The following is a 24974-nucleotide window of genomic DNA, read 5'->3' as shown; positions in this document are numbered from 1 at the left end:
AAGGATTGGACACATTCTCACAATTCGGTACACTTCGACAAGCTCAGTGCCCGGAATGATTGGACACATTCTCACACTTCGGCACACTTCGATAGGCTCAGTGCCCGGAATGATTGGACACATTCTCACACTCCGGTACACTTCGATAGGCTCAGTGGCCGGAATGATTGGACACATTCTCACAATTCGGCACTCTTCGACAGGCTCAGTGGCCGAAGAAAACCCTGGTATTCAACACCTTCCCAAAAACCTATTTTATAAGAAAAAATGGCTTGCCTAAGTACTCCGGTGCCATATCCTATCAATTGTCCATAGGAGGTCAATACAGCAAAAAACCTGGACTTGACTCTTCCTTGGGCACTAATAAATACCGCCATGGTCCAGAGGAAATAAGCGACTGCCATCAGCCATCCCAATGGCTTCAAAAATAGAAAAGCGATAGGAAGAAACACTAGGCCCAGTAAAAATAATAGTGGCAGAAGATGAACCGGTTTGAGGGCATCTTTGTGAAAGCGGGTAATGAATACACGGTTTCTACCAAATTGATGACTTTGGCGAATAAATGAAGGAAAGTCATTTTTTCTGTGGTGGTAAACAAAAGCTTCCTCCACCAGTTCCAATTTAAACCCCGCTTTTTTAATGCGAATGCTGAATTCTATGTCTTCTGCCATATTGGGATGAACAAAGCCTCCAAGCTTTTCATACACTAACCGGGAAAAACCCATATTGTAACCGCGTGCCTGGTATTTTGCCGGGTTTTTCATTTTTCCTCGAATGCCTCCGGTGGTCCAAAAAGAAGTCATGCTATAATTCATGGCTTTTTGCCATTCAGAAAAGTCCTCTCCAGCATCGTCAGGTCCTCCGTGGGCATCTAAACGACGCGAATCAAGATTGGTACTCAGGATCCTGAAATAATTTTCTGGAATTATACAGTCCGAATCGAAGAAAACGAAATATTCTCCCTTTGCCAACTCCATGCCCTTGTTACGGGCAAAGCCTTGACCGGTATTTTGCTGGTAATAATAATTAATAGAAAGTTGCTTTTGAAAACATTTGGCAATGGATTCGGAAGACAAGTCTGAACCATCTTCCACCACGATTACTTCAAAATCAGTCAATGATTGCTTGCACAAACTTTCCAGGAGTTTGTGCAGTTCATCTGGGCGATTGAAAACCGGGATGATTACAGAGAACCGCATTATTCCTCGGAATTTATTTCTTCGGCAATGGTATAATCACTTTTATGCGCATTATTGGAAGTCATCATTTCTGCCATAAAGCCGGTGAGGAACAATTGTACCCCAACAATTAAAGCTACAAGCGCCAAGAAGAACAAGGGTTGATCGGTAATTTCTCTAACTTTTATCCCCTTGCTAAGACCTGAAATTTTTTCATAAATCAACCAAAGAGTGATGGCAAATCCGCTCATAAAAGAGAGGGAGCCCATGGTTCCAAAAAATGCATGGGCTTCTTTTTGTACCTATTGACAAAAGAAACTGATATCAGGTCAAGAAAACCATTAATAAAGCGCTCCAAGCCAAACTTGGTACTGCCATATTTTCTAGGACTGTGCACTACTTCTTTCTCAGCAATTTTTCCAAACCCATTCCATTTGGCAATCAAAGGAATGTACCTGTGCATTTCACCATATATTTCTATGTTTTTAACCACCTTATTGGCGTAGGCCTTTAACCCGCAATTAAAATCATGAAGTTTAATACCTGAAATCACTCTGGTCACACCATTGAATAACCTTGAAGGAACGGTTTTGGACAGTGGATCGTGTCGTTTTCTTTTCCACCCACTCACCAGATCATAACCTTGCTCGGTAATCATTCTGTAGAGGGCAGGCACTTCTTCAGGGCTATCTTGCAAGTCTGCATCCATGGTAACTACTACATCCCCTTGGGCTTTAGAAAAACCTATATTTAAGGCTGCAGATTTCCCATAGTTGCGTAGAAACTTTACAGCCTTTACATTACAATTCTTTGCTGAAAGCTGTTGAATTACCTTCCAGGAACCATCTCTGGAACCATCATCAATATAGATGGCCTCATAGGCGAGTTGATTGGCCACCATCACCCTATCTATCCATGCCTGAAGTTCAGGCAATGATTCTTCTTCGTCAAAAACAGGAATGATGATAGAAATTTGTGGCATAAGTCAATTAAAAATCTGTTGATTTGTCCCTTTTTTTAATAATTGCACCAAGGATTAGCGAGAGAATGGCATAAATGAACAGTGAAATACCAAAACTAGAAACTTGTCCTCCGATTGTAAACGCATCTTCCATATCCACACGCATGTCCTTGATTTGCTCACTTGAAAGACTGTCACTTGCACCAAAATTATCCAAAAGGTCCATCATGTTTTCAAGTTGGACTTTTACTAAAATTTCTGAAAGTTCTGGATTAATTACTTGGTACAATAGAATATTACCAAAAGTGGTAATCAATCCGGAAACAATTAAAGTCACAAAGGCAAATTGAAAGGCCGTACCAAAGGTCATAAATCCTCCAATGTCTTTACGGTATTGTATACCAAAGTAGATGACCATCCCAAAAAACAAGGCAAAGACGGCAAAACCATACCACGCGGCAACCAGGAAAGTGTAGTTAATAAAATAAATGATAAAGGTGAGTGTCACCATCACCAGCCCAATGATCAAACCGGAATTAAGTGCGGCTTTTGAAGGGGATATATTTTCTTGCAGTTCCATAACTAAAGGTTTTAAAATTCAACGTTCCTCTTTAAAATTATGGAAATTATGATGGTAAAGAACAATCCCGGGAATATTTTTCTCAAAAAATCATTGATCGCAACATCAAAAATAGTCATTTCTGAAATATTTTCATAGGTTTCTTCATAAGCTGCTACATTCAACTGCTCCTCTAAAACAGCTTTATTGTCACTCATCAATTCTAAGTTGATTTGTTTGAAGGTGGTGAATAAGTCCATGTCCAACTGTATGCTTCCTATTATATACAATGCTGAAAAACAGGCAATGATAGTATAGGTAAAAAAACCAACAGTCATGCCCTGACCAAAATACAAGTTGCCTCCATTAAAATTATCCCGAAAGTTTTTGATTCCAAAAAACACAAAGATCGGTATGACCAAGTACCCAAATATCAGGTTCATGCTCAATGGTTCTATGTCTAACAAATAAATTGTCAGGAAGCCTAAGAAACAAAGGGCTCCACCATAGAGCCCAAATGGCAAAGCAGCTTTTAAATACCTATTCATTTATTCCCTCCATTTTACCCTTGTTAATAAGGTATTTTATTTTACCTTTTAAGGTTTGGTTGATATAGGGATTGTTGTTAGCCAACGAGGCGTTGCTTTTTTCATCAAATAACCATTCCTCACTTGGATCAAATACTGTAAGGCTGTCCCAAATTTCTCCTTTATTTCCCAATACTGTCTGAGGTCCATTGGTTAGCTTCTCAACCAATAGCGGATAGCCTAGTTTTTCAGCTAAGGTGACCACTGCGGGGATAAATGTAGGCAAACCAGCCATACCAAAAGGAGCAAGATCAAATTCCATGTTTTTGGCATCTAATTCATGGGGAATATGATTGGAAACCAAAGCATCAATGGTTCCATCCACCAATGCTTCCATCAATCCTTCTTGTTGTTTTTTTCCTCTGAAAGGAGGCATGACCTTTAGATTGGTATCAAAACCCAACAAGTCTTCCTCTGTAAAAAGCAACTGATAGATAGACATATCGGCTGTCACAGCCAGCCCTTCTTTTTTAGCTTGGCGAATATGAGCCAATGCCCCAAGTGTACTGACGGCCTGAAAATGCAGCCTTCCACCTGTATACCTTAATATTTCTAAGTTTTTTTGTACGGCTACTGCTTCAGCCAAATCCGGAATACCTTTTAAACCAAGCATGGTGGAAGGGATTCCTTCATGCATCTGACCAAATAGGGCAAGCATTGGATCCTGAGACTGGTCAAACAAGACCCCATCAAATTTCTGCAGGTATTGTAATGCCTTCATCATCCGATCTGAATGGGCTAGGGAAACCAGTCCCTCTCCAAATAGTTTCACACCATAATGGTTAAGATCTAACATTTCCGTCAGCTCTTCCCCTTCAAAGTTTTTCGTAACAGCTGCTTGAATGTGAAAAGTTGGGAGCAAAAACTGGGTGTGATTTTTTATGTAAGCCACCTCACTTTTTGATTGAATGGGAGGATTACTGTTAGGCAAAAGCACAGCTTCTGTCATTCCCCCTGACAAAGGGCTTTTGAGAGGCTCTCTAAAGTTTCACGGTATTCCTGTCCGGGTTCGCCGGATAAACACCTAAGGTCGGTCCAACCTCTGGAGCCTAATAGTCCTTTACAATCGACTAGCGTTTCATTCTCGGCAATGGTATCAGGGTTAGCTGGTTGTATGGTTTTTCCATCAAATATGTAATCAGCGGCAGGTAGGATTTCTTTTTCTGTGATGATTTTTAGTGACTGGAAGCGTACGGTCATGAGCTGTTTTTATTTTTGCAAAACTGCAATTTTATTCCCTAAAATGGAAATAAAAGCGGAGGAAAGCCTTAAGCAATTGTTATTTTACTACTCTATCAAACCTTAATCAACCCGAAGCTATTTTTTTTTCTGAAGAACACTAATTCAGCTACATGGTCTTTACTCCTACTAGAACAGGTTGGATTTTGTCAGCATTGTAGCAACAAAGGCAACCATTCCACCAAGATCAAGAGTACGTTGATTTACCCTACCACGGGCTTCACCCGTGTCTTTTATCGTTTCAGTCCTTTAGGATTCTTCGGTTTCTTTCAGGTAGCCTATATGCGAAATCCGGTTTTAAATATAGTGTAATTAATAAATACGTCTCCAGAAATAAGTTCTAACAATCTTACAATATCTTCTATTCTAAATTCACTTAAAACCCTTTGAGAAATCGGATTCATAGATTAATTTATTAAACCAGAAGCTCCAGCCTTGGCTATCATCCTGTCAGGGTTCCAGACTACTTGAGACACTTTATTGTTAAAGTTTTTTCCAGAATTAATATATGGGCTGCTGATTCCCGTGATGTCAATTGAGTAACCGGACATTGAGCAGAGCCGAAGGGATAGGTGAGATAATAATCACACCCTATATCTTCGGCTCCGCTCAGACACCGGGAATATGGATTGGAGATAAGCATCCCCGTAGCAAAAAAAATTATTGTAAACCTGCCAAGTTTTCTTTGGCCAATTCAAAATCCGGGTTTACAGCCAAAGCGGCCTCAAATGCAGTTTTTGCTTCTGCATTGCTCCCTTGCTCCTTATAAATCAATCCTTTTAAATTTTCTGCGGCGGCTGTCATGCTCACTTCCTGCATACCATTGTTTTCACCCTTAGGAAAATTCAGTTTTTGCTCTGCAGCTTTGCTGTCCTTGATCAGCATATTGACTGAATTGAGGGCTTCGTCGTATTTTTTCAAGGTGTATTGCAAATATCCGGCTTTATACAAGCTGAATAAATCTCCCGACAATAAATGTAAAGATTCAAAATGAGGCAAGGCACGTTCCAAAGCACCTAGCTGCTCCAAAGAAAAAGCTGCCACTTCCAAAGCAGTAAGGTTTTTGTCATTTCTTTCCAACAAGTCTAAAGATACTAAGGCCGCCGAACCATATTGTTCCATTTCGAAATACATGGAGGCAAGTGTTTCAGCATAAACAAGATTCCCGGGATTTCTTTCCATCAGCTCATAAAGCTTGATTTTAGCCACGGATGCATCATTGTATCGCATGGCTAGGGAATAAATTCTGTTGTCTACATCATTTTTAGCTTTATTGCTTTCGCTTGTAACTTTGGTTTCAGGGGCAGCAGGGGTAGCCTCCTGAGCAAGGGAAAAACTTTGTGCGCCGATGCACAGCAACAAAATCAATACGGAAAATTTCATTTTCATCATTTATCAGGGTTGTTTACTATTCCTTTTTTTGCAGCTAACTTGTACATTAACTCCAATGCTTCGTTTTTATTGTTTTGTATATGTCCTTCCAGGATTGCTTCTTTGATTTCTTCTTTCAAATCTCCTACTACCCTCGAAGGTTTCAAACCAAATATAGCCATGATTTCGTCACCAGTCACAGGAGGTTGGAAATTTCTTACTTGATCTTTTTCCTCTACCTCTTGAAGCTTTAGCTCAACCTTATCAAAGTTAGCTAAAAATCTTTTGACTTTGTTGTTGTTTTTTGAGGTAACATCTGCTCTGCAGAGTTGCATTAAATCGTCCACATCATCACCCGCTTCAAACAGGAGTCTTCTAACTGCAGCGTCTGTCACCTTATCATTCACCAATGCTATGGGCCTCAGGTGCAATTTTACTAATTTTTGAACATATTTCATTCTTTCGTCCATAGGAAGCTTTAATCTTCTAAAGATTCCCGGAACCATTCTTGCCCCCTTGTCTTCATGTCCATGAAAGGTCCAGCCTACTTTTTGATTGAATCTTTTGGTTGGAGGTTTGGCAATGTCATGCATAATGGCAGCCCACCTTAACCAAAGGCTATCTGACCTACTTGCTACATTGTCCAATACTTGTAGGGTATGGTAAAAATTATCTTTGTGCGATTTATCTCCCACGGAATCCACCCCTTGTAAGGCCACCATTTCCGGAAAAAATTCTTTCAATAAGCCACTTACAAACAACAACTTAAACCCGTAGGAGGGCTTATCTGTCATGATGATTTTATTCAATTCCACAATTGTTCTCTCCCCGGAGATAATGGACATTCGATGCGCATTGTTAATGATCCCATCAAAGGTATTTGCCTCAATATCAAATTTCAATTGTGCAGCAAACCTAATGGCCCTCATCATCCGCAATGGGTCATCTGAAAAAGTAATATCGGGGTCTGTCGGCGTACGAATGATTTTTCGTTTCAAATCCTTCACCCCATCATACGGATCTAATAATTCCCCAAAATTATTGGCATTCAAGCCTATACCCAATGCATTGATGGTGAAATCTCTTCGCTCCTGGTCTTCGGCAAGAGTTCCTGCTTCTACTTTTGGTTTCCTTGAATGGTTCTGGTATGACTCTTTTCTAGCCCCTACAAATTCCAGTTCCCATTCATCCATTTTGATCATTGCTGTACCAAAGTTTTTGAATATTGAAACCTGTGGTTTACCTTCTAAAGCGTCAGCAACTGCTTTTGCCAATTTGATTCCATCTCCTATACAAACAAAATCCAAGTCCTTGCATGGCCTTTTCAAAAGAATATCCCTTACAAAACCTCCCACCACGTAGGTTTCCATTCCTAAATTATCCGCTACCTGGCCGACCTTCTTAAAGGTTTTAATTTTATCTAAAGAATTTGACAGATTCATCCATTTATAATTTTCACGCGGCCATCTTCATATAGCCCCATAAGCTTAGATTTCCGTGTAAAGGGAAAAGCCTGCTCCCCTTTAATCACTGAAGATCTTTTCTCATCTTCCCACTTTAGGAAAACAATTTCCCTAATTTGCTGAAGAATTTGTTTCCAATAAGGAGAGCCTACCAATGCAAATTTAATTAATCCTCCGGATTTACCCTTATTTATATTCCATGATGGCTGGGGGCTAAGGAAAATAGTTTCATCGGCCGCATACTCTACGATATCTAGCGCTATCTCAGAAAAGTTACCTACCAAAGATTTCAACTGGTAAATTTCATGAATCAAAAATAATCCATCCATTTCAGGTCTCCATTGTTCCACTTTCACCCAATCAAAACCTTGGCCTTGGGTATCTTCAAAGCTAATCTTACCAGTTTCAGTAAATTGACGGCTAATTTCCTTATGATCCACGTTTTTATTTTTTTATGATAAAAGTCTTTTTTCCCATGAAATGAAACAACTGATTTCGATCCTAATTCTTAGGATAGAGTTCCTTTTAAACAAGGAGTAACCATTGATTAACCATTGAACAAGTCGGATTAAAAAACCTCTTTGGCTACTTTATAGGTGGTATCAGCTTTACTCATGGTATAATAATGAAGCGTTGGTACTCCATATTTTATCAGTTCCTTACTTTGTTGAATGGCCCACTCAATTCCCACAGCTTTCACGTCCGCATTGCTTTTACATTTTTCCAAAGCCGTCAACAAATCATCCGGCAAGTCCAAAAAGAAGGTTTTGGGCAAGTTTACGATTTGCGACAAAGTGGTAATGGGTTTTAAGCCGGGTATTATTGGGGCATCAATACCCGCTGCCCTCACTTTTTCCACAAAATCGAAGTATTTTTGATTGTCAAAAAACATTTGAGTAACAATATAATCAGCCCCGGCATCAATTTTGGCTTGTAATTTTTTCAAATCAAAATTTAAACTTGGGGCTTCAAAATGTTTTTCAGGATAACCTGCAACGCCCACACAAAAGTCTGTTTGAAAACCAACTTCAGTTTCATCATGAAGGTATTTTCCATGGTTCATCCCGATGATTTGTTCTACAAGTTGAGAAGCATAATGGTGCCCATCTTTTTCAGGAACAAAATTGGACTCCAATTTGGGTGCATCACCACGCAAAGCCAAAACATTTTCCACTCCTATAAAATACAAATCAATCAGTGCATTTTCTGTTTCCTCCTTAGAAAAGCCTCCACACAAGAGGTGAGGTACAGCATCCACTTTAAACTTGTTCATGATTGCCGCACAAATACCCACCGTTCCGGGTCTCTTTCTGGTGCTTATTTTTTCAAGTAGACCATTTGGGTGTTTCTTATACATGTATTCCTCTCTGTGGTAGGTCACATCTATAAATGGTGGGTTGAAGTCCATAAGGGGTGCAATACCATCCAATAGATTGGTCAAACTCTGCCCTTTTAATGGTGGGAGGATCTCAAAAGAGAATAATGTTTTATCTGCGTTTTTTAAGTATTCGGTGACTTTCATGATAGTGTATTGAAACGCTTTTAAGAAATAATCTTCAAAAGCTTTAATTATTTTATGATTACCTAGGTATATACCCTTTGGCTTGAATGTCGGCTTATTGAGGTTCTGAAGTCAATTTTGGTGTGTAGGCGAGATTTGGGGAAAGCCATTTTTCTGCCTGAGCTGTGGACACTCCTTTTCTTCGGGCATAATCAGCGACTTGGTCTTTACTGATTTTCCCCAGACCAAAATACTTACTTTCAGGATGTCCGAAATAATAGCCACTTACAGAGGAAGTGGGGTACATAGCAAAGCTATCGGTAAGTTCCATCTCAGCATTCTTTTCTGCTTCCAATAAATCGAATAAAGTTCTTTTCTCGGAATGTTCGGGACAAGCCGGGTAACCCGGTGCCGGACGAATACCGGTATAGTTTTCTTTAATTAAGTCTTCGTTTTCTAAAGACTCTTCAGGTGCGTAGCCCCAATAGTCTTTTCTAACCAACAGATGGAGATATTCGGCTGCTGCCTCTGCCAATCGGTCAGCCATTGCCTTCAACATGATGTCGTTGTAATCATCCCCTTGTTCCTGGAATTCCTTAAGCTTTTTTCAATATTCAACCCTGCTGTAACAGCAAATCCTCCCATATAATCTGTACTGTCGGGATGGATATAATCTGCCAATGAGCGGTTTGGAATTCCTTTACCTTTTTCCTTGTTGTCTTAGGAAGTGAAAGGAAAAGGGTTTTCCCTCGGTAAAATTAGGATCAACCATCAAATCATCTCCGGATCTTTGCACAGGAAACAGACCAAATACAGCATTGGCTGTCAACCAACCTTCATTCACTATTCGATCTAACATCTTATTGGCATCATTGTACAATTTAAGAGCCTCTGCGCCTACTACCGGATCCTTCAAAATCTTTGGAAATCTTCCTGAAAGCATCCAAGTACTGAAAAAAGGAGTCCAGTCAATATAATTTCTAATGATTGAAAGGTCCATGTTCTTCAAAACAGTCACTCCCAATTTATTTGGCTTCACAGGTGTATAATTCGCCCAATCTATGGCAACAGGGTTGGCTTTGGCTTCATTATAAGTAGCCATTTGTTTCACCTCTTGCTTGGCTGCATGTACCTCCCTTAATTTCTGGTAGGTTGCTTTAATGTCTTTTTTATACGCATCCCTAGTTTCTTTGCTAATGGCCTCTCCTGCCACCGGGACTGACTTGGAAGCATCTGCCACATGCACAACTATGCCACTATAAACCGGATCTATCTTCACTGCAGTATGGATTCTTGAGGTGGTTGCCCCTCCTATCAAAAGCGGAATATCCAGCCCCCGTCTTTCCATTTCTGAAGCCACATTAACCATTTCATCCAATGAAGGTGTAATCAGCCCACTTAGCCCGATAATATGGGCATCTTTGTCCACAGCTTCTTGAATGATTCGATCAGTTTCAACCATCACACCCAAGTCTATAATCTTGTAAGAATTACAAGCCAAGACCACTCCTACTATATTTTTGCCAATGTCATGTACATCTCCTTTTACTGTAGCCAATAAAATTCGCTTCACATTATCCTCCTGCTCTCCTGTGGCTTCATTGGTGCCCGGAACCGGCATAAATGGTTCAAGGTAAGCCACAGCTTTCTTCATTACTCTGGCACTCTTTACTACTTGGGGTAAAAACATTTTACCTTCACCAAAAAGGTCACCAACTACATTCATCCCATCCATAAGTGGACCCTCAATGACCTTTAACGCATCAATCAATTGCTGGCGTGCTTCTTCTGTATCCTCAATGATATGGTCCAACACCCCTTTGACTAAAGCATGTTGAATTCTTTTTTCCACCGGCAGGCTTCTCCAAGCTTCATCTGCTTTGCCTTTTTTCCCTTGAGATTTTACCGAGTCAGCAAAATCCAATAATCTCTCAGTAGCGTCTTCCCGTTTATTCCACATCACATCCTCTACCCGTTCAAGCAGGTCTTTGGGGATGTCGTCATAAATCTCTAACATAGATGGATTAACTATTCCCATATCCATCCCATGTTTTATGGCATGATACAAGAATACCGCATGCATGGCTTCTCTTACCGGATTATTGCCTCTAAAAGAGAAAGAGACGTTACTCACTCCACCACTTACCTTTGCACCGGGAAGATTTTCTTTAATCCATTTGGTGGCTTTAAAAAAGTCAACGGCATTGTTTTTATGTTCGTCCATTCCGGTAGCCACCGGAAAGATATTGGGGTCAAAGATAATGTCTTGAGGATTAAATTTAATTTTCTCCGTAAGCAAGTCGTAGGACCTTTTACAAATATCGATTCGCCTTTGGTAAGAGTCCGCTTGCCCTTTTTCATCAAAGGCCATGACCACCACTGCAGCGCCAAACTTTTTAATGGTTTTGGCTTGGAACAAAAATTCTTCCTCCCCATTTTTTAGACTAATGGAATTGACAATTCCTTTGCCTTGAATGCATTTAAGTCCTGCCAAAATAATTCTCCATTTGGAGCTATCCACCATTACAGGTATCCTACTTATTTCAGGTTCTGAGGCTACCAGATTAAGGAATTTCACCATGGCGGCCTCCCCATCTAGCATGGCTTCATCCATACATACATCTAAGATTTGCGCTCCTCCTCGTACTTGGTCTAAGGCTACTTCAAGCGCTTCGTCATAGTTGTCATTCAATACAAGTCTTGCGAATTTCTTAGAACCTGTGACATTGGTACGCTCACCAATGTTCACAAAATTTAAGGATTCATTAAAAATCAGTGGCTCTAACCCTGATAATTGCAAGGTGGATATTTTAGTAGGTTTACTCATGAAATTAATCTTCTTCCGTTAAAACGTGTAGATTTCTTGGCGGATATTTACTTGCAGACTCGGCCAAAGCAGCAATATGTTCCGGAGTGGTTCCGCAGCAGCCACCAACAATATTGACCCAGCCTTCTTTTAAAAACAGGCTTACTTCCTTATCCATTTCTTCCGGACCCTGATCGTATTCTCCAAATTCATTGGGAAGGCCGGCATTGGGGTAAACACTCACATTGAAGGGGGACTTGTCTGACAAGACCTTTAAGTAGGGTCTAAGTTCAGCTGCCCCTAAGGCACAATTTAAGCCTACACTCAATAAGGGCACATGTGCAATTGATATTAAGAATGCCTCTGTGGTTTGTCCGGAAAGGGTTCTTCCGGAAGCGTCAGTGATGGTTCCCGAGACCATTATGGGAATGCCTCCTTCTGAAGGTTCCAAGGGTAATCCCCTCTTTTCATAAACTTCTTGAATGGCAAAAATTGCTGCTTTGGCATTTAAGGTATCAAATACCGTTTCAACCAAAAGGGTATCCACACCTCCATCCAATAACCCTTCTACCTGCTCCGCATAGGCACTGACCAATTGGTCAAAGCTTACAGCTCTGAAACCGGGGTCATTTACATCCGGAGATAGGGAAGCAGTTCTGTTGGTTGGCCCAATAGCTCCTGCCACAAATCTTGGTTTTTCAGGTTCGTCGGCGGAGAATTCGTCGGCCACTTCTCGGGCAAGCTTGGCAGACTCAAAATTGAGTTTATAGGCCAGTTCTGCAAGTCCGTAATCTTCCTGAGCAATTGTGGTACTGCTAAAAGTATTGGTTTCTACAATGTCTGCTCCTGCTTCAAAATAAGCTTTGTGAATCGCTTTGATGATATCCGGCCGGGTCAAAGACAGCAAGTCATTGTTACCTTTTAATGATTTTTTGACAGTGGCAAGTTCTTGATTTCTAAAATCTTCCTCCTTAAGCCCATATCTTTGGATCATGGTACCCATAGCACCATCCAATATCAAAATGCGCTTTTGTAATTGTTGAAGTAATAAGTTGGTTCTGTTTGCCATTTGAATCGTATATTAAAATAAAAAGCTTATACGAGCATGAACCGATGTAAAACTAGAGCATTTTTCTAACTTTTGCGGCTCATCTTTATCCGGCATTTCCGGAACGGGAATTAGCACCTTGTTAACTCAGGTTGCTAAGACATCATAGGGCCCTACCCTCCGTCTTTCTCGATAAGCGATTCAAAAGTAACATGAATTCAGTAAATAAGTTCTTTTTTTTGTGAAAATCTTTAATAACCTATAGAGATATAGGGTTTAATAAATCTCCTCAATCATAGAACCTAAACAAATAGGAGATGTAAATAGCTGTTATTTTTGAAATCTAATTTGTTTGAAGACTTTGACTAACAAATAAATATTGGTCGTAGTTTTATTTTTTAATATAAACTGCTAAAGCATAATGTACTGTCCTCGAAATATTTTCCTATCCCAACATCGCGAGGATTCCGTCAAGGCCTTATTCCAAGGCCAATTTGAAAATAGGGCCCGGCCATATAATTGGTCATGTTCAAATCTCCAAATTTATACTTATTTAAAGGCTGTTCGTAACCAGCATGTGCTGAGGAAACCATCCTAAACATCTTCTTAAATACAGGTATTGCATAAGCCACCATCACTTCGGATTTAGCCATTAACCCGCTGCTTTTTAAGTAACCATCGTAATCCGGCTCTTCAAACAAAGCAGGAAAATCCGGCTTATTATCTTTTGATAGTGTGTATCGGACATTCCCATAGCCTAAGCCGGCCATCACACCAAGTTCAAGATTTCTCATTTTGTAAAGCTGATAACCATAGTTCCCATACAACCTTACACTATTGAGTGTGTGGTCTTGATTTTCACTGGCCCTTCCAGAGTTGGCAATATTGAAAACATCAAAAGAATACAACCACCTGCGATTTCCTCCGATGATCTTCATCCCAAAATTGTTGGGTTGATCTTTAAACGGAGACAAGCCGTTGTTGACCAAATATTCATTAAGTATGCCGGGCTTGGTGAAATTGTAACCATAAAAGAAATGGGCACCAATTCCGGCATCAGGAAAAAACAGTTTAGTTTTTGTCAGGCATTGACAACCCTGCACCCAACCGAAAAAAGCTCCGCTCTGTAGATTATCAAATGTAATGTCATTCATTTCCCAAGCCCCTTCAAAAGGGCTAAAGGAATAGCCAAACTTTCCTAAGAGACCAACAGTTTCTTCAAGGCCCGGAAGACTAAAATCATATCCAAACTGAAAGCCAATTTCAGTTAAAAACCCTCCGAAGTTTTGGGTCCCCTTATGAATATTTCGCTCTCTTAAAATAAAACCCTGTTCAGGTTGCTGCAAAAATGCGCTAAAGTCTTCTACATTTCTTTGATCCTTTAGCATTTCAAAGTTGACATAACCTGCCCCTAAAGACATGTAATGAATCAGGTGAAAATTACTTTCTTGGGTAAGTGCATACCCAACATTCATGTAAAAACGGGTACTTCTATTATCAATTACATAATCCCTGTAATAGGAATTTGCCCCGGTATTTTGATAGAGCTCAAAACCCAAAATAAAATCGGACAATCTGTATTGGTAGCCTACCCCTAAAGTAGTATATCCTCCTCTAAGGTTTGAAATACCTTTATCAGCAAGCATCTCATTGAATTCTCTGATATTAGCTCCCGAGGTACCGGCCAACACATAAATGGTAGACCGCTCAGAAACATTGCCTTGGGCATGTAAATTAAAAGCTAATCCCAACCAAAGGGGTATGTATAAGATCCATCTCATAGGGCTATTTAAAGATGCAAAGATATAATTTTAGCCGGGGAATCTTGCTACCGTTTAACCATAAAAATCCATACAAAATCAGAGATAGTTGATTATTTTACCATATAAATTCTCAGGGGTGAATGGTTTGGAAACGTAATCGTCCATCCCGGAAGCTTCAAGCTGGTCTTTTACTTCAAGCAAGGAGGAGGCTGTTAGTGCTATAATTGGCACGTTTCTTTTCGCTACCAAGTCTAGCTTACGGATAATTTTTGCCACCTCAAACCCGTCCATTTCAGGCATTTGCAAATCAAGAAGAACCAAGTCGAAATCATTTTTGACAAATAGATCCAATGCTATTTTTCCGTTGTCAGCAAATTTTATTTCACCCACTCCCCATTTGGAAAGATATTTTCTAAGTAAGACTTGGTTCACGAGATTGTCTTCAGCCACTAGAATCCTTTTGTCTCCAAGGTGGTCGTCTTTTACCACTTTCTTGGCCTTAGACTTTCGCATGGACTCCTGTTGTACCTTAAACCGTATATCAAACCAGAAGGTAGAACCTTCACCCAACTTGGATTCCAAGTGAATTTCTGTACCAAATAGCTTGGTAAGCTTTTTTACAATAGCCAGACCTAAACCTGTACCTCCATACTTTCTTGTTGTATCTGAACTTGCCTGTGTAAAAGCATCAAAAATACTATCCACCTTACTCGGGGCAACTCCTATTCCTGAATCTTTTACAGTAAATCGAATGTTAACATGGTCACTTTCTTTATTGACAAGTTCGAGTATAATTTTAATAAACCCTTTGTCTGTAAATTTAATCGCATTGCTAATCAGGTTATTTAGGATCTGGGCGATTCGTACAGGGTCTCCTACAAGTGTGTTGGGAATAGAAAAGTCCGGTTCATAGATAATTTCCAAAGCTTTATCCCGTGTTTGGTAACTGTAAGAGTGGATAATCCTATTGATTAGATTTTTTGGTTCAAAAGGTACCCGTTCCAAAATCAGTTTTCCGGAATCAATCTTGTTGAAGTCCAAGATATCATTAATAAGCCCAAGAAGGTTTTCCGCTGAAAATTGTAAAGTACGCAAATTTTCCAATTGGTCCTCCCTTGGATTGTCTTCTATCAGAAGATGGGAAAGCCCTATTACCGCGTTCATTGGTGTCCTTATCTCATGACTCATCACGGACAAAAATTGACTTTTAGCATTCAAGGCTGCTTCTGCTCTTTCTTTTGCTTTGTACAGTTCTTTCTGCGTCTCTTTTAATTTGGTAATGTCTCTGGCTATCCCTGTATAATACCGGATTTCATTCTTTTCGTCTCTTATAACTTTACCGCTTGAGCTAAAAATCCGATAATGCCCTTTCCTATGCCTAAGTCTAAACTCGAATATCGGATGTTCTTTAAAATAATTGATAGAACTTACGTTACCATTTTGTAATACTTGTGCATCTTCAGGGTGAAGGTAATCAGTAAAGTCTCCGCTTGTAAATTCATAAGTCTCATACCCTAAAAACTGCTTGATATTGGGAGAAACGTAACTTAATTCCAATTGGGCTGTAATAGAAAAAATGATTTCAGTAGACCTTCTACCAGGCTTCTGTACTTAATTTCACTTTTTTCAGTTCCTTTTTGGCTACATATTCCTCTGTAATATCTCTAACGATCCCTAAAATGTATTCCAAATGGTCATCTTTAAAGATCGGCTTGGCAGTCAATTCATAAATCCTCCCCAGATAGTTTAAAGTATCAGAAAGCGTTTTTTCTTCTCTACTGCATTCGTAACCAATGGTTCCACCACTTTGCGCGTTACGGTATGTACTTCCGAAATTTTTCTACCTTCAAAGTAAGACTTATCGAAACCCCAGTTGTCGAAGTTCAATCCTTCAGCCACCAAGTACCTTAAGCTCTTGTCGATTAAAAACACATTGGTGAATGGAATATTGGAGGCCAGAACTCGGTACCTGTCCTGAATTTTCTCAATTTCAAGCCTGTCCTTTCTTCTATCGCTAACATCATGAAATAAACCTTCATATAGCACCACATTTCCTTCAGCATCAAATTTAGGGCGAATTTTATCCTCCACCCATTTATAATCCCCATCTGCTGTTAAAAACCTATACTCTCTGCTGTATTGGGTCCTTTCTCCTTGTAAAAGTTCTTTTTCAAAAGTGCAATGATCTTCAGGATGAATAAAATCTTTTAGACTTTGGGCTTCCTCAACTAAATTTTCGGCAAGGTATCCAAACTGATTAATGTTTTCTGTAATATAAGAGATTTTGAATCCTTCATTCGGCTCAACTTCAAACAATACGGCAGGACTATTCTCAATAATAAGCTTGGCTTTTTTGCCATTTCCTCACGCTGAATTTTGGTAGTAAGGTTCCTCATCAGAAAAGAATAGCCAATTTTTTCTATTTCTGCATTCTGAATGGGTTTGACAGAAACTTCATAGGGTTGAACCTTCCCTGAATTATCTAATATCTGAAGTTCTTCCACACATATCCCTGATTCCGATGCAATTTCAATTAATTGTTGGAATGAGATATTTGGATCATTGGTGATTTTGAAAAAATCGCTAATCTTTCCACCCTGACCATTTTGAGTGGGCTCTCCTTCAAAAATTGCCACCTCATTCATATAAACCACATTCAAACTAAGGTCCGTAACATAAATTGGTTCATTTACCTGAGCGAGAATCTGAGATTCGAATAAAAGTCTGCGCTCAACAGTTTTTTCTCGGTTATGTCATTACAATAACCAAAAACCTCTAAGTTACTTTTAGCCGTGAGTTGATTTATTTGAATAAGATATGAAATGTGTTTTTCCTTCCCGTTGGGGTTGGTGAAGACAAATTCACCGGAAACAGATTTTCTATGAGCCAATGCTTCCTGGACTTTAGCTTTGACACGCTCCCTATCCGGAGACGATATAAGTGATAATAATTCACCTACCTCTAAAACATCCAAAGATGGGTCCAAGTCAAATATTCGATTGATACCCTTTGAAAGAAAAATCTTCCTTCCGGTATTCTGCAATCTCCAGGAACCTGATTTGGCCAATACCTCTGTAGAGCTCAGTAATTTCTCATTTCTGAACAGCTTGGATTTTGTAGATCGATTGATTACTGCAGCTCCAAATACATCAGCCAATTGCCTGATTCCAAATCTATTCTTATGATTAGGCGTCCAGTTGGGTTGGGCCTGAGCACTACTTAAAGTAAATAAACCCAATAGATTGTTATCTGCAAAAATAGGAACAATGATATAAGCTGTAAAACCAAATTTCTCCGCGATTAAAGCCTCAAAAGAATCCTTGTAAATTGATTTTTTCAGGTCACCCACAGCAATAAATCCGGCACTTTTTAAATGGCTTAAAAAGACTTCTGCCCTACAATAGATATGGTTTGGTTTATTTTAAGTAATCCGGCATCAGGGTTTGCCTTGTATTCAAAAAAACATTCCAGTTGCTCCAACTCATGGTTGACATAAAAAAAATTACCCACATCTGCACCTTGAAATTTGACCACCATTGCCAAAGCTTTAAGGAAAACCTTGTCCCATTCATCCTCTGAAGCATTTAAAAATGCAGCAGAGACTTCATTAACCTGCTGATCAAATTCCAACTTACCCTTTAAAAAGGCTGTAACATCTTCCTGTCCTAAAGAAATACTTTGCTCATTATCTAATAATAATTCGCTTGATAGAAAAGAAACTCCTTCTATATATTTACCATTAGCTACGCAGATCTTACCCTTACCCTCCACAACCTTTCCTTCCACCCAAATTTGAAGTCCCAATTTTTGATCGTAATTAGAAAGGCTACGGAAATGAGTTTGGGATGAATCATTAAAGAATGAATTAATATCGATAACCAACCCTTTAAAATTTGATAAATAATTTTCCCATGATGCTTCCTCAGATAATCGCCCTTGCCAATTACCACTCGAAAATATCACTTGGCTGTTATCAAATACCAAAAATAAATCAAGACTCTTTTCATTGCCTTGAAAGAGATTTTTATAAAACTCTTTTTCCATGATTAAAATCAGGTATTAACCTGTCACAATGCTAAATTAAAAACTGAGAACACTAGGTATTGGGTTCCATAGGTTTAATCCTATAAGTTACTAACAATATTCAAATCTCTAACAATTTTGAATAATAAAAACAAAGCCCCTAATGACTACTAAAAAATAAATATGCAAAAATAAATGCAATAATTTATAAATACACCGTAAAAAGTAGTCAAGTCATAAATAATACACTTTCCCGAATATATTTAATTAATTGTATATTCTTGTTATAAAAGGTCTTTCATAAGAAATTGGATTAATTTATCAGTATCTCCTTTTTTCACCAGTTGATTATTATATACAGCTATTGGACCTGATTTACAACAATCCATACACTTTGTCTTAACCAATTTAAAATTACCTTTTAAAGGCGCTATACTCACTGCTTGTTTGAGGGATGAGGAAAAGGATTTGCTATCATTCTTTTTACAATCCTTTCCGTTACAAATAAAAATGTATTTTCTCCTGGGTTTCATAGCTATCCTCCAAAGGCCAATTGCAACAATATGCCACATATATAAGCACCATAGGTACCAACACCGTAGCCCAATACAGCCAAAAGAACGCCCACCGGTGCCAAAGCTGGATGAAAAGCAGAGGCAACTATCGGCGCAGATGCCGCTCCTCCTACATTGGCCTGAGAACCTATGGCCACATAGAAAAATGGGGCCTTAATAATAAAGGCTACAATGAGCATAAACAATATATGAAATCCCATCCAAATAATTCCAACCAAAAAATAAACTGGGTTGTCTAATACCGCAGCAAGGTCCATCTGCATTCCTATGGTAGCCACAAGGACATAAAGCAAAACACTACCCATTCTGGAAGCCCCTACATTTTCTAATTTTCTCCACCGTGTAAAAGACAAAATCAAACCTCCTGTGGTAGCCAAAATTACCAACCAAAAGAATCTAGAGTCCAATGAATAGGGTTTCAGTTCAGGATAATTTTCACCAATAAAGTCTCCCAAATAGGTTCCGAAGAAATGAGAACACCCGGTAATAAAAAAACCGAGACCTAGGATGATCATGGCATCGGACAAATTGGGAATTTTAACGTTATTCTTTTGTTGGATCTCTACCTTCTTCTTCAGTGCTGTAATGGCCGAAGTATCTGCCTTTAAAATTTTATCAAAAAACCCTGGGTTTCCTGCCCAATACAACAAAAATGCCATCCATAGATTCGCAACAATAACATCTACTGCTATCATTTGACTAAAAAGCATAGGGCTAGCTCCAAATAGCTCCAACATAGCGGTTTGGTTGGCACTTCCTCCTATCCAGCTCCCGGCAATGGTGGCGAGACCTCTCCAGGTTTCATCAGCCCCGGTTCCTCCCAATACTTCAGGGAAAAACTGAGCTACTAAAAATAAGGACACCGGTCCACCTATCACAATACCAAATGTTCCGGTCAAAAACATAATAAGCGCTTTTGGGCCTAACTTCGCAATGCTTTTGAGATCAATACTTAAGGTTAGTAAAACCAAAGAAGTAGGTAATAAATACCTTGAAGCTACAAAATACAACTGAGAATCATTTCCGGATATTAGACCTATGGTATTGAACAATGCAGGCAGAAAATAACACAATAAAACCACCGGCACTACCCGGTATATGGCTTTAAAAACCGGGTGGGCACTTGCAGAGGTATAGAAAACCAAACCAAGTACTCCCATAAGGAGGCCAAAAACTACTGCATCATTTGTAATTAGCGCACTTTCCACATTTATTTGATTTCTTTCCAAAGCGTTAAAAACTCACTTAATATCATCGCCGTAGCCCCCCAAACCACTTCTTGATTAATTTCATAATAGGGCGCCTGGATCCGATGACCTCCGGCCAAGTCCATCCCCTTTTTCTTTACAATGGCCTCATCTGTTAATTCATCGAAATTGCATAAAATTAGCCGGTCAACTTCTCTTTTGTCAATTAAAAAAGTTGGGGATTTTGATGAATAACCAATAAAAGGCCTTACAGAAAAATTACTAGGAGGAATGTAAAGATCAGTCAAAGAACCAATGATTTGAATGCTGTCACTCGCCACTCCAATTTCTTCCTCTGTCTCCCTCAATGCCGTTTCACCTAAATCTTGATCTGTATGTTCCTTCTTTCCACCGGGCAAAGCAATCTGACCACTGTGCACCCCTTCGTAGGTAGCTCTTTTTATAAAAGGTACAAAAATATTTTTTTGATCCGGGGAAGGGCATATTAACATCAGCACAGCGCCTTTTCTGGCATTTACCATCTGTTGTTTATCAAAACGATCCATCTCAAGAGGTATAGGAGCCATTCGCTCTTGCGCTGACCTACCGGGCAAAGGTCCCTCCAGAACTTTCACCAAATTGTTTACCAAGTGACCTAAATCCATATACGGGTTTTTTTTGGATTGAAAAAAGGCCTGAATATTATTCAGGCCTTTTTCACTTATCAAACCTATTAAACCTATTGTGTTTATTCTAAACAGAATAAACTCGAACGAAATTAAGGAATAAATCTGCAAATCCAAAGGTTAATAATTTTGCAATAAAAAAATAATATTCTAATATCCCCCTCTAATCAATCCCTTGACCAAAAGGTACAGCCATTATGAGTAAAGAACTTATTAGTAACATAGTTGAAACGATTTTGAATGGTTATGATACCTACATCAGTGATTTCAAACAAATCACCCTGAGGATTCCTGAAAACTTTAAAAATAGAGATTGGCAACAATTACATGCCAACCACAGAGAAAGATTGCGCTTGTATAAAGACCAACTCAAAGCTATTATCACAACCTGCAAGGCATTGCTTAATGAGCAGGCGGACAACAAGGAAGTTTGGGCTAAAATTCGAGAAAGTTATTTTCATGCCATCGCTTCAAATGAAGACAGAGAGCTAGCAGGTACATTTTTTAATTCGGTTTTTAGAAAAGTATTTCCGGGAAAACTGATTGATGAATCACTGATGTTTTATGATTTGTCAGGAACCAACGAAATGGATAGCATTGACGAATCTTTATTTAGAAACTACCCTGCGCAGGTAGAACTACATGATGCTTTTACAAAAATCTTGGAAGATTTTGACTTTGGCGTTCCTTATTATCAAAAAGAAAAAGACATCAATTTTTTAGTAGAAAGTGTTAAAAAAGTGATTTTAAGCAGGTACAAAGCAACCAAAGAAACCACCACACAAGTATTGAGGGATGTTTTCTATCGCAATAAAGCAGCATATTTAATAGGTAGAACCTATCTGGGTAATAAATGGATGCCTTTTATCATTCCCTTTTTGCATAATAAGAAAGGCATATTTGCCGACACGCTTATTTTTGATCCCAATATAATGAGTGGGATTTTCAGTTATACAAGATCCTATTTTATGGCCCCAATAGCCATTCCCTCACAAACAGTTAATTTTCTCCAATCAGTTATCCACCACAAACGCCCCTATGAGTTGTACAATGCCATAGGCTTTAATAAACATGGTAAAACAGCTTTCTACAAAGATTTTACAAACCACCTAGAGCAGAGTGAGGACCATTTTATTTTAGCTGAAGGAATCAAAGGCATGGTGATGACCGTTTTCACCCTTCCTTCTTCAAACATTGTTTTTAAGCTTATCAAAGACCATTTTGAACCTCCTAAAAACATGACCAGGCAACAAGTAAAGAAAAATACAAACTTGTGGGGCTACATGACAGGGTGGGTAGAATGGCTGACACCCATGAATTTGAAAATTTCAGGCTCCCATTAAATAGAATAGACCCCTTATTGATGAAGGAGTTGAAAACCAATGTAAATTCCCTTTTATCCATTGAGGGAGATACACTTGTAATCAAACACTTGTACATCGAAAGGCGTTTGCGACCCTTAAATCTTTACTTGGAAACCTGCAGCCTAGAAGAAGCCAAACATGCAGTTGATGAATATGCTAAAGCCATCTTACAGATGGCCCAAGCAAATATTTTCCCGGGTGACATGATGACCAAAAATTTTGGAGTAACACGGCAAAATAGAGTCATTTTTTATGATTATGATGAAATTGAATTTTTGCATTGCATGAATTTCCGCGCCAAGCCAAAACCTCAAACCTATGATCAAATATATGCTTCAAGACCATGGTATGAAATCAAGGAAAATGATGTGTTTCCGGAAGATTTTAAACGGTTCATGATCGGCAGACAAGATGTAAAGGCCTATTTTATTGAAAACAACCCGGAGTTGTTTGACCCTGAATATTGGAGCGGCATTCAATCCAAACTAAAAAAAGGGGAATTGATCCATGCCTTCCCCTACCCCGAATCCATGCGATTCAGACCGGAAGAAACCGTCTAGCTTATTCGTCTTTATACCAACTGGCATACTTAGGATAGTTGGAGGCAATTCTTGTAATGGCCTCCTTCATTTCCTTTCCTGTTTCTTTGACTCGCTTTGCCGGAATCCCTGCATAAATGCTGTTGCTTTCTACGATAGTGCCCGCAAGAACTACAGCCCCTGCAGCAATTACAGCACCTTCGTTGACCACTGCATCATCCATAACGATGGCTCCCATTCCTATCATCACCCGATCCTTTATTGTACAGCCATGTACGATAGCATTGTGAGCAATGGATACTTCCGAGCCTATATTTACCGGGGATTTTTGATAAGAACAGTGAATTACAGCCCCATCTTGAATATTGGTATGATCTCCAATCTTAATGTAATGTACATCTCCTCTGACCACAGCATTGAACCAAACCGTACAATAATCTCCCATTACCACATCTCCCGTGAGGGTAGCATTGTCTGCTAACCAACATTCTTTGCCCCATTGGGGCGATTTGTCATTTACTTTTTTTATTAATGCCATACTGTCTATGTAATAAGAATTGTAGCAATAATGGAGAATTGGACAACTCCCCTTCTAACCAAACACTACAATCGATTTAACAAAATCGGGAATATCCTATGCGTGATCGGCGGGACATTCTTTATTTTACTCACAATTTTAACACCTTATTTTTTAATCAATACAAAAACTTAAAATATTTTAAAAAATGAATTTGCAAGGATAAAAGTTATTCAACACCATTTTAATTTAAATAATTAATGGAAATTGTAGGGAATAGATTGGGTAAAAATAGCACCAAAACACAAATTAATTGACTTTGAAGTGCGCTGATAGTCTATTGTTTACATGATTTTTAAAGAAAGTAGCAGGATATGCAAAGCTTAATTTGGATACTGCTCTAATCTTAGTTAAATTAATTAAAAATTATTGAACCTTTTTATCTACAATTAGTTTAAGTGTATATACATATAATTTTAGCAAAAAATCACAACTTATTAAATTAGATCATAACTATGAAAACATTGAAATTATCAGGTTTTTTACTGGCAGCAGCCTTATTGACCTTTTCTTGTGGACAAAACAACAAGACAGTTGAAACTTCTGAGGCTCAAGAGGAAGCCCAATCCAGTGGTGAAACGCTACAATTGGACACCAATTCAAGTACAGTAAATTGGAGAGGGTATAAACCCACTGGTCAGCACCATGGAATTATCCCTGTCACAGGTGGAGAAATTTCAGTAGATGGAGATGCCATTACTTCCGGAGAATTCACTTTTGATATTACGAAACTAGAAATTCACGATTTAGAGGAAGGCAGTGAAAATCACGGAAAACTATGGAATCACCTGCAATCTGATGATTTTTTCGATGCAGCCAACCACCCACAGGCTACTTTTGTAATCACAGAAGTTTCTCCTTATAGTTCAGGTGATACAGTGGAAGATCAAGAGCAATTTGAAACAGAAAACACTCCCAAAGGTGAGTCTGAACTGGCACCTGCTTCTCCTACCCACTGGGTCAGTGGAAACCTAACGATGAGAGGCACAACCAAAAACATCAAATTTCCGGCATCTGTTTCTATCGCTGATGGAAGTGTTTCTGCTCAAGCTGGATTTAACATTGACCGGACCGAATGGGGTTTAGCCTATGGTGATGAAGCTACAGCTGTAGACAAAACCAAAGACAAGTTTATCTACAACACTGTAAGTGTGAGTTTTGACATCAAGGCCAACTAATTTAGCTGGTCATTTAATAAAATAATTGAAAGGGGGGATAAGATTATCCCCCTTTTTTCATGGCATTTACTTAATTTTGTAGGAATGTCATCGACCGAAAGCAAGCTCACTGTACAAAAATCCTCCGATTGGGTGCCTAAAATGTTGGCATGGGTAGATCTGAAATTCGACTATTTTGGTTATTTCACTTCTCAGGAAATAGATTACCCTTCGGGAGGTTTTAACCATGTATTATATGCCGGAACCAAGGCCGTTACTTTGGAGCAATTGGATGAACTTCCGTCTGATAAGCCTAAAGTTGGCATTTTATCCTATGACCAAAAAACAAGTATGAGAATCTTTCCAGCCAAAACAAAGCTTGGATAAGTT

General features: G+C 39.0%; 22 protein-coding genes, 3 pseudogenes and 1 riboswitch. Of the genes and pseudogenes, 3 read left to right on the top strand and 22 right to left on the bottom strand.

Annotation, left to right across the window (positions count from 1 at the left end; translation table 11 throughout):
• Positions 1 to 179 precede the first annotated feature (179 nt).
• The 21 genes and pseudogenes from WG932_RS29035 to WG932_RS28935 form a co-directional block, all read right to left on the bottom strand.
• Positions 180 to 1199, bottom strand: coding sequence for a glycosyltransferase family 2 protein (locus tag WG932_RS29035; protein WP_483086215.1), 1020 nt, complete (start codon positions 1197 to 1199; stop codon positions 180 to 182).
• A pseudogene (locus WG932_RS29030) lies at positions 1199 to 2160 on the bottom strand (glycosyltransferase family 2 protein). Before WG932_RS29030 ends, WG932_RS29035 begins: the two are co-directional and overlap by 1 nt.
• 7 nt (positions 2161 to 2167) lie before the next feature.
• Complete coding sequence (locus WG932_RS29025) at positions 2168 to 2719, bottom strand: DUF4199 domain-containing protein (protein ID WP_014021090.1); 552 nt, start codon at positions 2717 to 2719, stop codon at positions 2168 to 2170.
• 11 nt (positions 2720 to 2730) lie between these two features.
• Positions 2731 to 3246, bottom strand: coding sequence for a DUF4199 domain-containing protein (locus WG932_RS29020; RefSeq protein WP_483086214.1), 516 nt, complete (start codon positions 3244 to 3246; stop codon positions 2731 to 2733).
• Positions 3239 to 4246 (bottom strand): dihydroorotase, encoded by a 1008-nt coding sequence (locus WG932_RS29015; RefSeq protein WP_483086213.1) that lies wholly within the window; start codon positions 4244 to 4246, stop codon positions 3239 to 3241. Before WG932_RS29015 ends, WG932_RS29020 begins: the two co-directional genes overlap by 8 nt.
• Complete coding sequence (locus tag WG932_RS29010) at positions 4231 to 4485, bottom strand: hypothetical protein (protein WP_483086212.1); 255 nt, start codon at positions 4483 to 4485, stop codon at positions 4231 to 4233. Before WG932_RS29010 ends, WG932_RS29015 begins: the two co-directional genes overlap by 16 nt.
• A gap of 699 nt (positions 4486 to 5184) precedes the next feature.
• Positions 5185 to 5916 carry a tetratricopeptide repeat protein gene (locus WG932_RS29005; protein WP_014021087.1) on the bottom strand — a complete coding sequence of 244 codons (732 nt, stop codon included), beginning with the start codon at positions 5914 to 5916 and terminating at the stop codon, positions 5185 to 5187.
• Positions 5913 to 7337, bottom strand: coding sequence for a CCA tRNA nucleotidyltransferase (locus tag WG932_RS29000; protein WP_149393898.1), 1425 nt, complete (start codon positions 7335 to 7337; stop codon positions 5913 to 5915). Before WG932_RS29000 ends, WG932_RS29005 begins: the two co-directional genes overlap by 4 nt.
• Complete coding sequence (locus tag WG932_RS28995) at positions 7334 to 7798, bottom strand: hypothetical protein (protein WP_483086211.1); 465 nt, start codon at positions 7796 to 7798, stop codon at positions 7334 to 7336. Before WG932_RS28995 ends, WG932_RS29000 begins: the two co-directional genes overlap by 4 nt.
• A 128-nt stretch (positions 7799 to 7926) precedes the next feature.
• Positions 7927 to 8880, bottom strand: coding sequence for a methylenetetrahydrofolate reductase [NAD(P)H] (gene metF, locus WG932_RS28990; RefSeq protein WP_014021084.1), 954 nt, complete (start codon positions 8878 to 8880; stop codon positions 7927 to 7929).
• Between the two features lie 94 nt (positions 8881 to 8974).
• A pseudogene (metH, locus tag WG932_RS28985) lies at positions 8975 to 11686 on the bottom strand (methionine synthase).
• A gap of 4 nt (positions 11687 to 11690) precedes the next feature.
• Positions 11691 to 12734 (bottom strand): homocysteine S-methyltransferase family protein, encoded by a 1044-nt coding sequence (locus WG932_RS28980; protein WP_014021082.1) that lies wholly within the window; start codon positions 12732 to 12734, stop codon positions 11691 to 11693.
• A gap of 76 nt (positions 12735 to 12810) precedes the next feature.
• Positions 12811 to 12912, bottom strand: a riboswitch (SAM riboswitch).
• A gap of 271 nt (positions 12913 to 13183) precedes the next feature.
• Positions 13184 to 14494, bottom strand: a complete 1311-nt coding sequence (locus tag WG932_RS28975; RefSeq protein WP_483086210.1) for a hypothetical protein — start codon at positions 14492 to 14494, stop codon at positions 13184 to 13186.
• Between the two features lie 78 nt (positions 14495 to 14572).
• Positions 14573 to 16054 (bottom strand): PAS domain-containing hybrid sensor histidine kinase/response regulator, encoded by a 1482-nt coding sequence (locus WG932_RS28970; protein ID WP_483088741.1) that lies wholly within the window; start codon positions 16052 to 16054, stop codon positions 14573 to 14575.
• Positions 16055 to 16222: 168 nt separating this feature from the next.
• A complete protein-coding gene (locus WG932_RS28965; RefSeq protein WP_483086209.1) occupies positions 16223 to 16792 on the bottom strand; it encodes a PAS domain-containing protein in 570 nt (189 codons plus the stop codon).
• Positions 16705 to 17130 carry a hypothetical protein gene (locus WG932_RS28960; RefSeq protein ID WP_483088740.1) on the bottom strand — a complete coding sequence of 142 codons (426 nt, stop codon included), beginning with the start codon at positions 17128 to 17130 and terminating at the stop codon, positions 16705 to 16707. The genes WG932_RS28965 and WG932_RS28960 overlap by 88 nt, the downstream gene beginning before the upstream one ends.
• Positions 17131 to 17165: 35 nt before the next feature.
• The gene (locus tag WG932_RS28955) at positions 17166 to 17825 is read right to left on the bottom strand and encodes a PAS domain-containing protein (RefSeq protein WP_483086208.1); all 660 of its coding nucleotides are present in this window, start codon (positions 17823 to 17825) and stop codon (positions 17166 to 17168) included.
• A gap of 29 nt (positions 17826 to 17854) precedes the next feature.
• Entirely contained in the window at positions 17855 to 18520 is a 666-nt protein-coding gene (locus WG932_RS28950) for a hypothetical protein (RefSeq protein ID WP_483086207.1), read from the bottom strand.
• A 263-nt stretch (positions 18521 to 18783) separates the two neighbouring features.
• On the bottom strand, positions 18784 to 19032 hold the full coding sequence (locus WG932_RS28945) for a (2Fe-2S) ferredoxin domain-containing protein (RefSeq protein WP_014021079.1): 249 nt from the start codon (positions 19030 to 19032) through the stop codon (positions 18784 to 18786).
• 2 nt (positions 19033 to 19034) lie between these two features.
• Positions 19035 to 20234: a DUF819 family protein gene (locus tag WG932_RS28940; protein ID WP_483088739.1), complete on the bottom strand. Its 1200-nt coding sequence runs from the start codon at positions 20232 to 20234 to the stop codon at positions 19035 to 19037.
• Between the two features lie 50 nt (positions 20235 to 20284).
• Entirely contained in the window at positions 20285 to 20926 is a 642-nt protein-coding gene (locus WG932_RS28935; protein ID WP_149393893.1) for an NUDIX hydrolase, read from the bottom strand.
• Positions 20927 to 21144: 218 nt separating this feature from the next.
• Between WG932_RS28935 and aceK the strand changes: the two are divergent.
• Positions 21145 to 22871 (top strand): annotated as a pseudogene (gene aceK / locus WG932_RS28930) (bifunctional isocitrate dehydrogenase kinase/phosphatase).
• A gap of 1 nt (position 22872) precedes the next feature.
• Here aceK and WG932_RS28925 read toward each other — a convergent pair.
• Positions 22873 to 23388: a gamma carbonic anhydrase family protein gene (locus tag WG932_RS28925; RefSeq protein WP_014021075.1), complete on the bottom strand. Its 516-nt coding sequence runs from the start codon at positions 23386 to 23388 to the stop codon at positions 22873 to 22875.
• A 494-nt stretch (positions 23389 to 23882) separates the two neighbouring features.
• Between WG932_RS28925 and WG932_RS28920 the strand changes: the two genes are divergently transcribed.
• Together WG932_RS28920 and WG932_RS28915 are read left to right on the top strand one after the other, a co-directional pair.
• Positions 23883 to 24605: a YceI family protein gene (locus WG932_RS28920; protein WP_014021074.1), complete on the top strand. Its 723-nt coding sequence runs from the start codon at positions 23883 to 23885 to the stop codon at positions 24603 to 24605.
• An 84-nt stretch (positions 24606 to 24689) separates the two neighbouring features.
• Positions 24690 to 24971 carry a hypothetical protein gene (locus WG932_RS28915; RefSeq protein ID WP_483086206.1) on the top strand — a complete coding sequence of 94 codons (282 nt, stop codon included), beginning with the start codon at positions 24690 to 24692 and terminating at the stop codon, positions 24969 to 24971.
• Positions 24972 to 24974 lie beyond the last annotated feature (3 nt).

It is taken from the genome of Cyclobacterium sp. SOCE241 (assembly GCF_056867545.1).
The sequence above is the reverse complement of the archived record's forward strand: the minus strand, read 5'-3'. Positions and strand labels throughout refer to the sequence as shown.

Bases quoted from the DNA above. Each gene is read 5' to 3' on its own strand.
- metF (WP_014021084.1), bottom strand. From the start codon at position 8,880: ATGAAAGTCACCGAATACTTAAAAAACGCAGATAAAACATTATTCTCT.
- WG932_RS28945 (WP_014021079.1), bottom strand. From the start codon at position 19,032: ATGAAACCCAGGAGAAAATACATTTTTATTTGTAACGGAAAGGATTGT.
- WG932_RS28950 (WP_483086207.1), bottom strand. From the start codon at position 18,520: ATGGAAAAAGAGTTTTATAAAAATCTCTTTCAAGGCAATGAAAAGAGT.
- WG932_RS28920 (WP_014021074.1), top strand. From the start codon at position 23,883: ATGAAAACATTGAAATTATCAGGTTTTTTACTGGCAGCAGCCTTATTG.
- WG932_RS28915 (WP_483086206.1), top strand. From the start codon at position 24,690: ATGTCATCGACCGAAAGCAAGCTCACTGTACAAAAATCCTCCGATTGG.
- WG932_RS29025 (WP_014021090.1), bottom strand. From the start codon at position 2,719: ATGGAACTGCAAGAAAATATATCCCCTTCAAAAGCCGCACTTAATTCC.
- WG932_RS29010 (WP_483086212.1), bottom strand. From the start codon at position 4,485: ATGACCGTACGCTTCCAGTCACTAAAAATCATCACAGAAAAAGAAATC.
- WG932_RS28935 (WP_149393893.1), bottom strand. From the start codon at position 20,926: ATGGATTTAGGTCACTTGGTAAACAATTTGGTGAAAGTTCTGGAGGGA.
- WG932_RS28975 (WP_483086210.1), bottom strand. From the start codon at position 14,494: ATGAGATGGATCTTATACATACCCCTTTGGTTGGGATTAGCTTTTAAT.
- WG932_RS28980 (WP_014021082.1), bottom strand. From the start codon at position 12,734: ATGGCAAACAGAACCAACTTATTACTTCAACAATTACAAAAGCGCATT.
- WG932_RS29020 (WP_483086214.1), bottom strand. From the start codon at position 3,246: ATGAATAGGTATTTAAAAGCTGCTTTGCCATTTGGGCTCTATGGTGGA.
- WG932_RS29000 (WP_149393898.1), bottom strand. From the start codon at position 7,337: ATGAATCTGTCAAATTCTTTAGATAAAATTAAAACCTTTAAGAAGGTC.
- WG932_RS29005 (WP_014021087.1), bottom strand. From the start codon at position 5,916: ATGATGAAAATGAAATTTTCCGTATTGATTTTGTTGCTGTGCATCGGC.
- WG932_RS29035 (WP_483086215.1), bottom strand. From the start codon at position 1,199: ATGCGGTTCTCTGTAATCATCCCGGTTTTCAATCGCCCAGATGAACTG.
- WG932_RS28940 (WP_483088739.1), bottom strand. From the start codon at position 20,234: ATGGGAGTACTTGGTTTGGTTTTCTATACCTCTGCAAGTGCCCACCCG.
- WG932_RS28925 (WP_014021075.1), bottom strand. From the start codon at position 23,388: ATGGCATTAATAAAAAAAGTAAATGACAAATCGCCCCAATGGGGCAAA.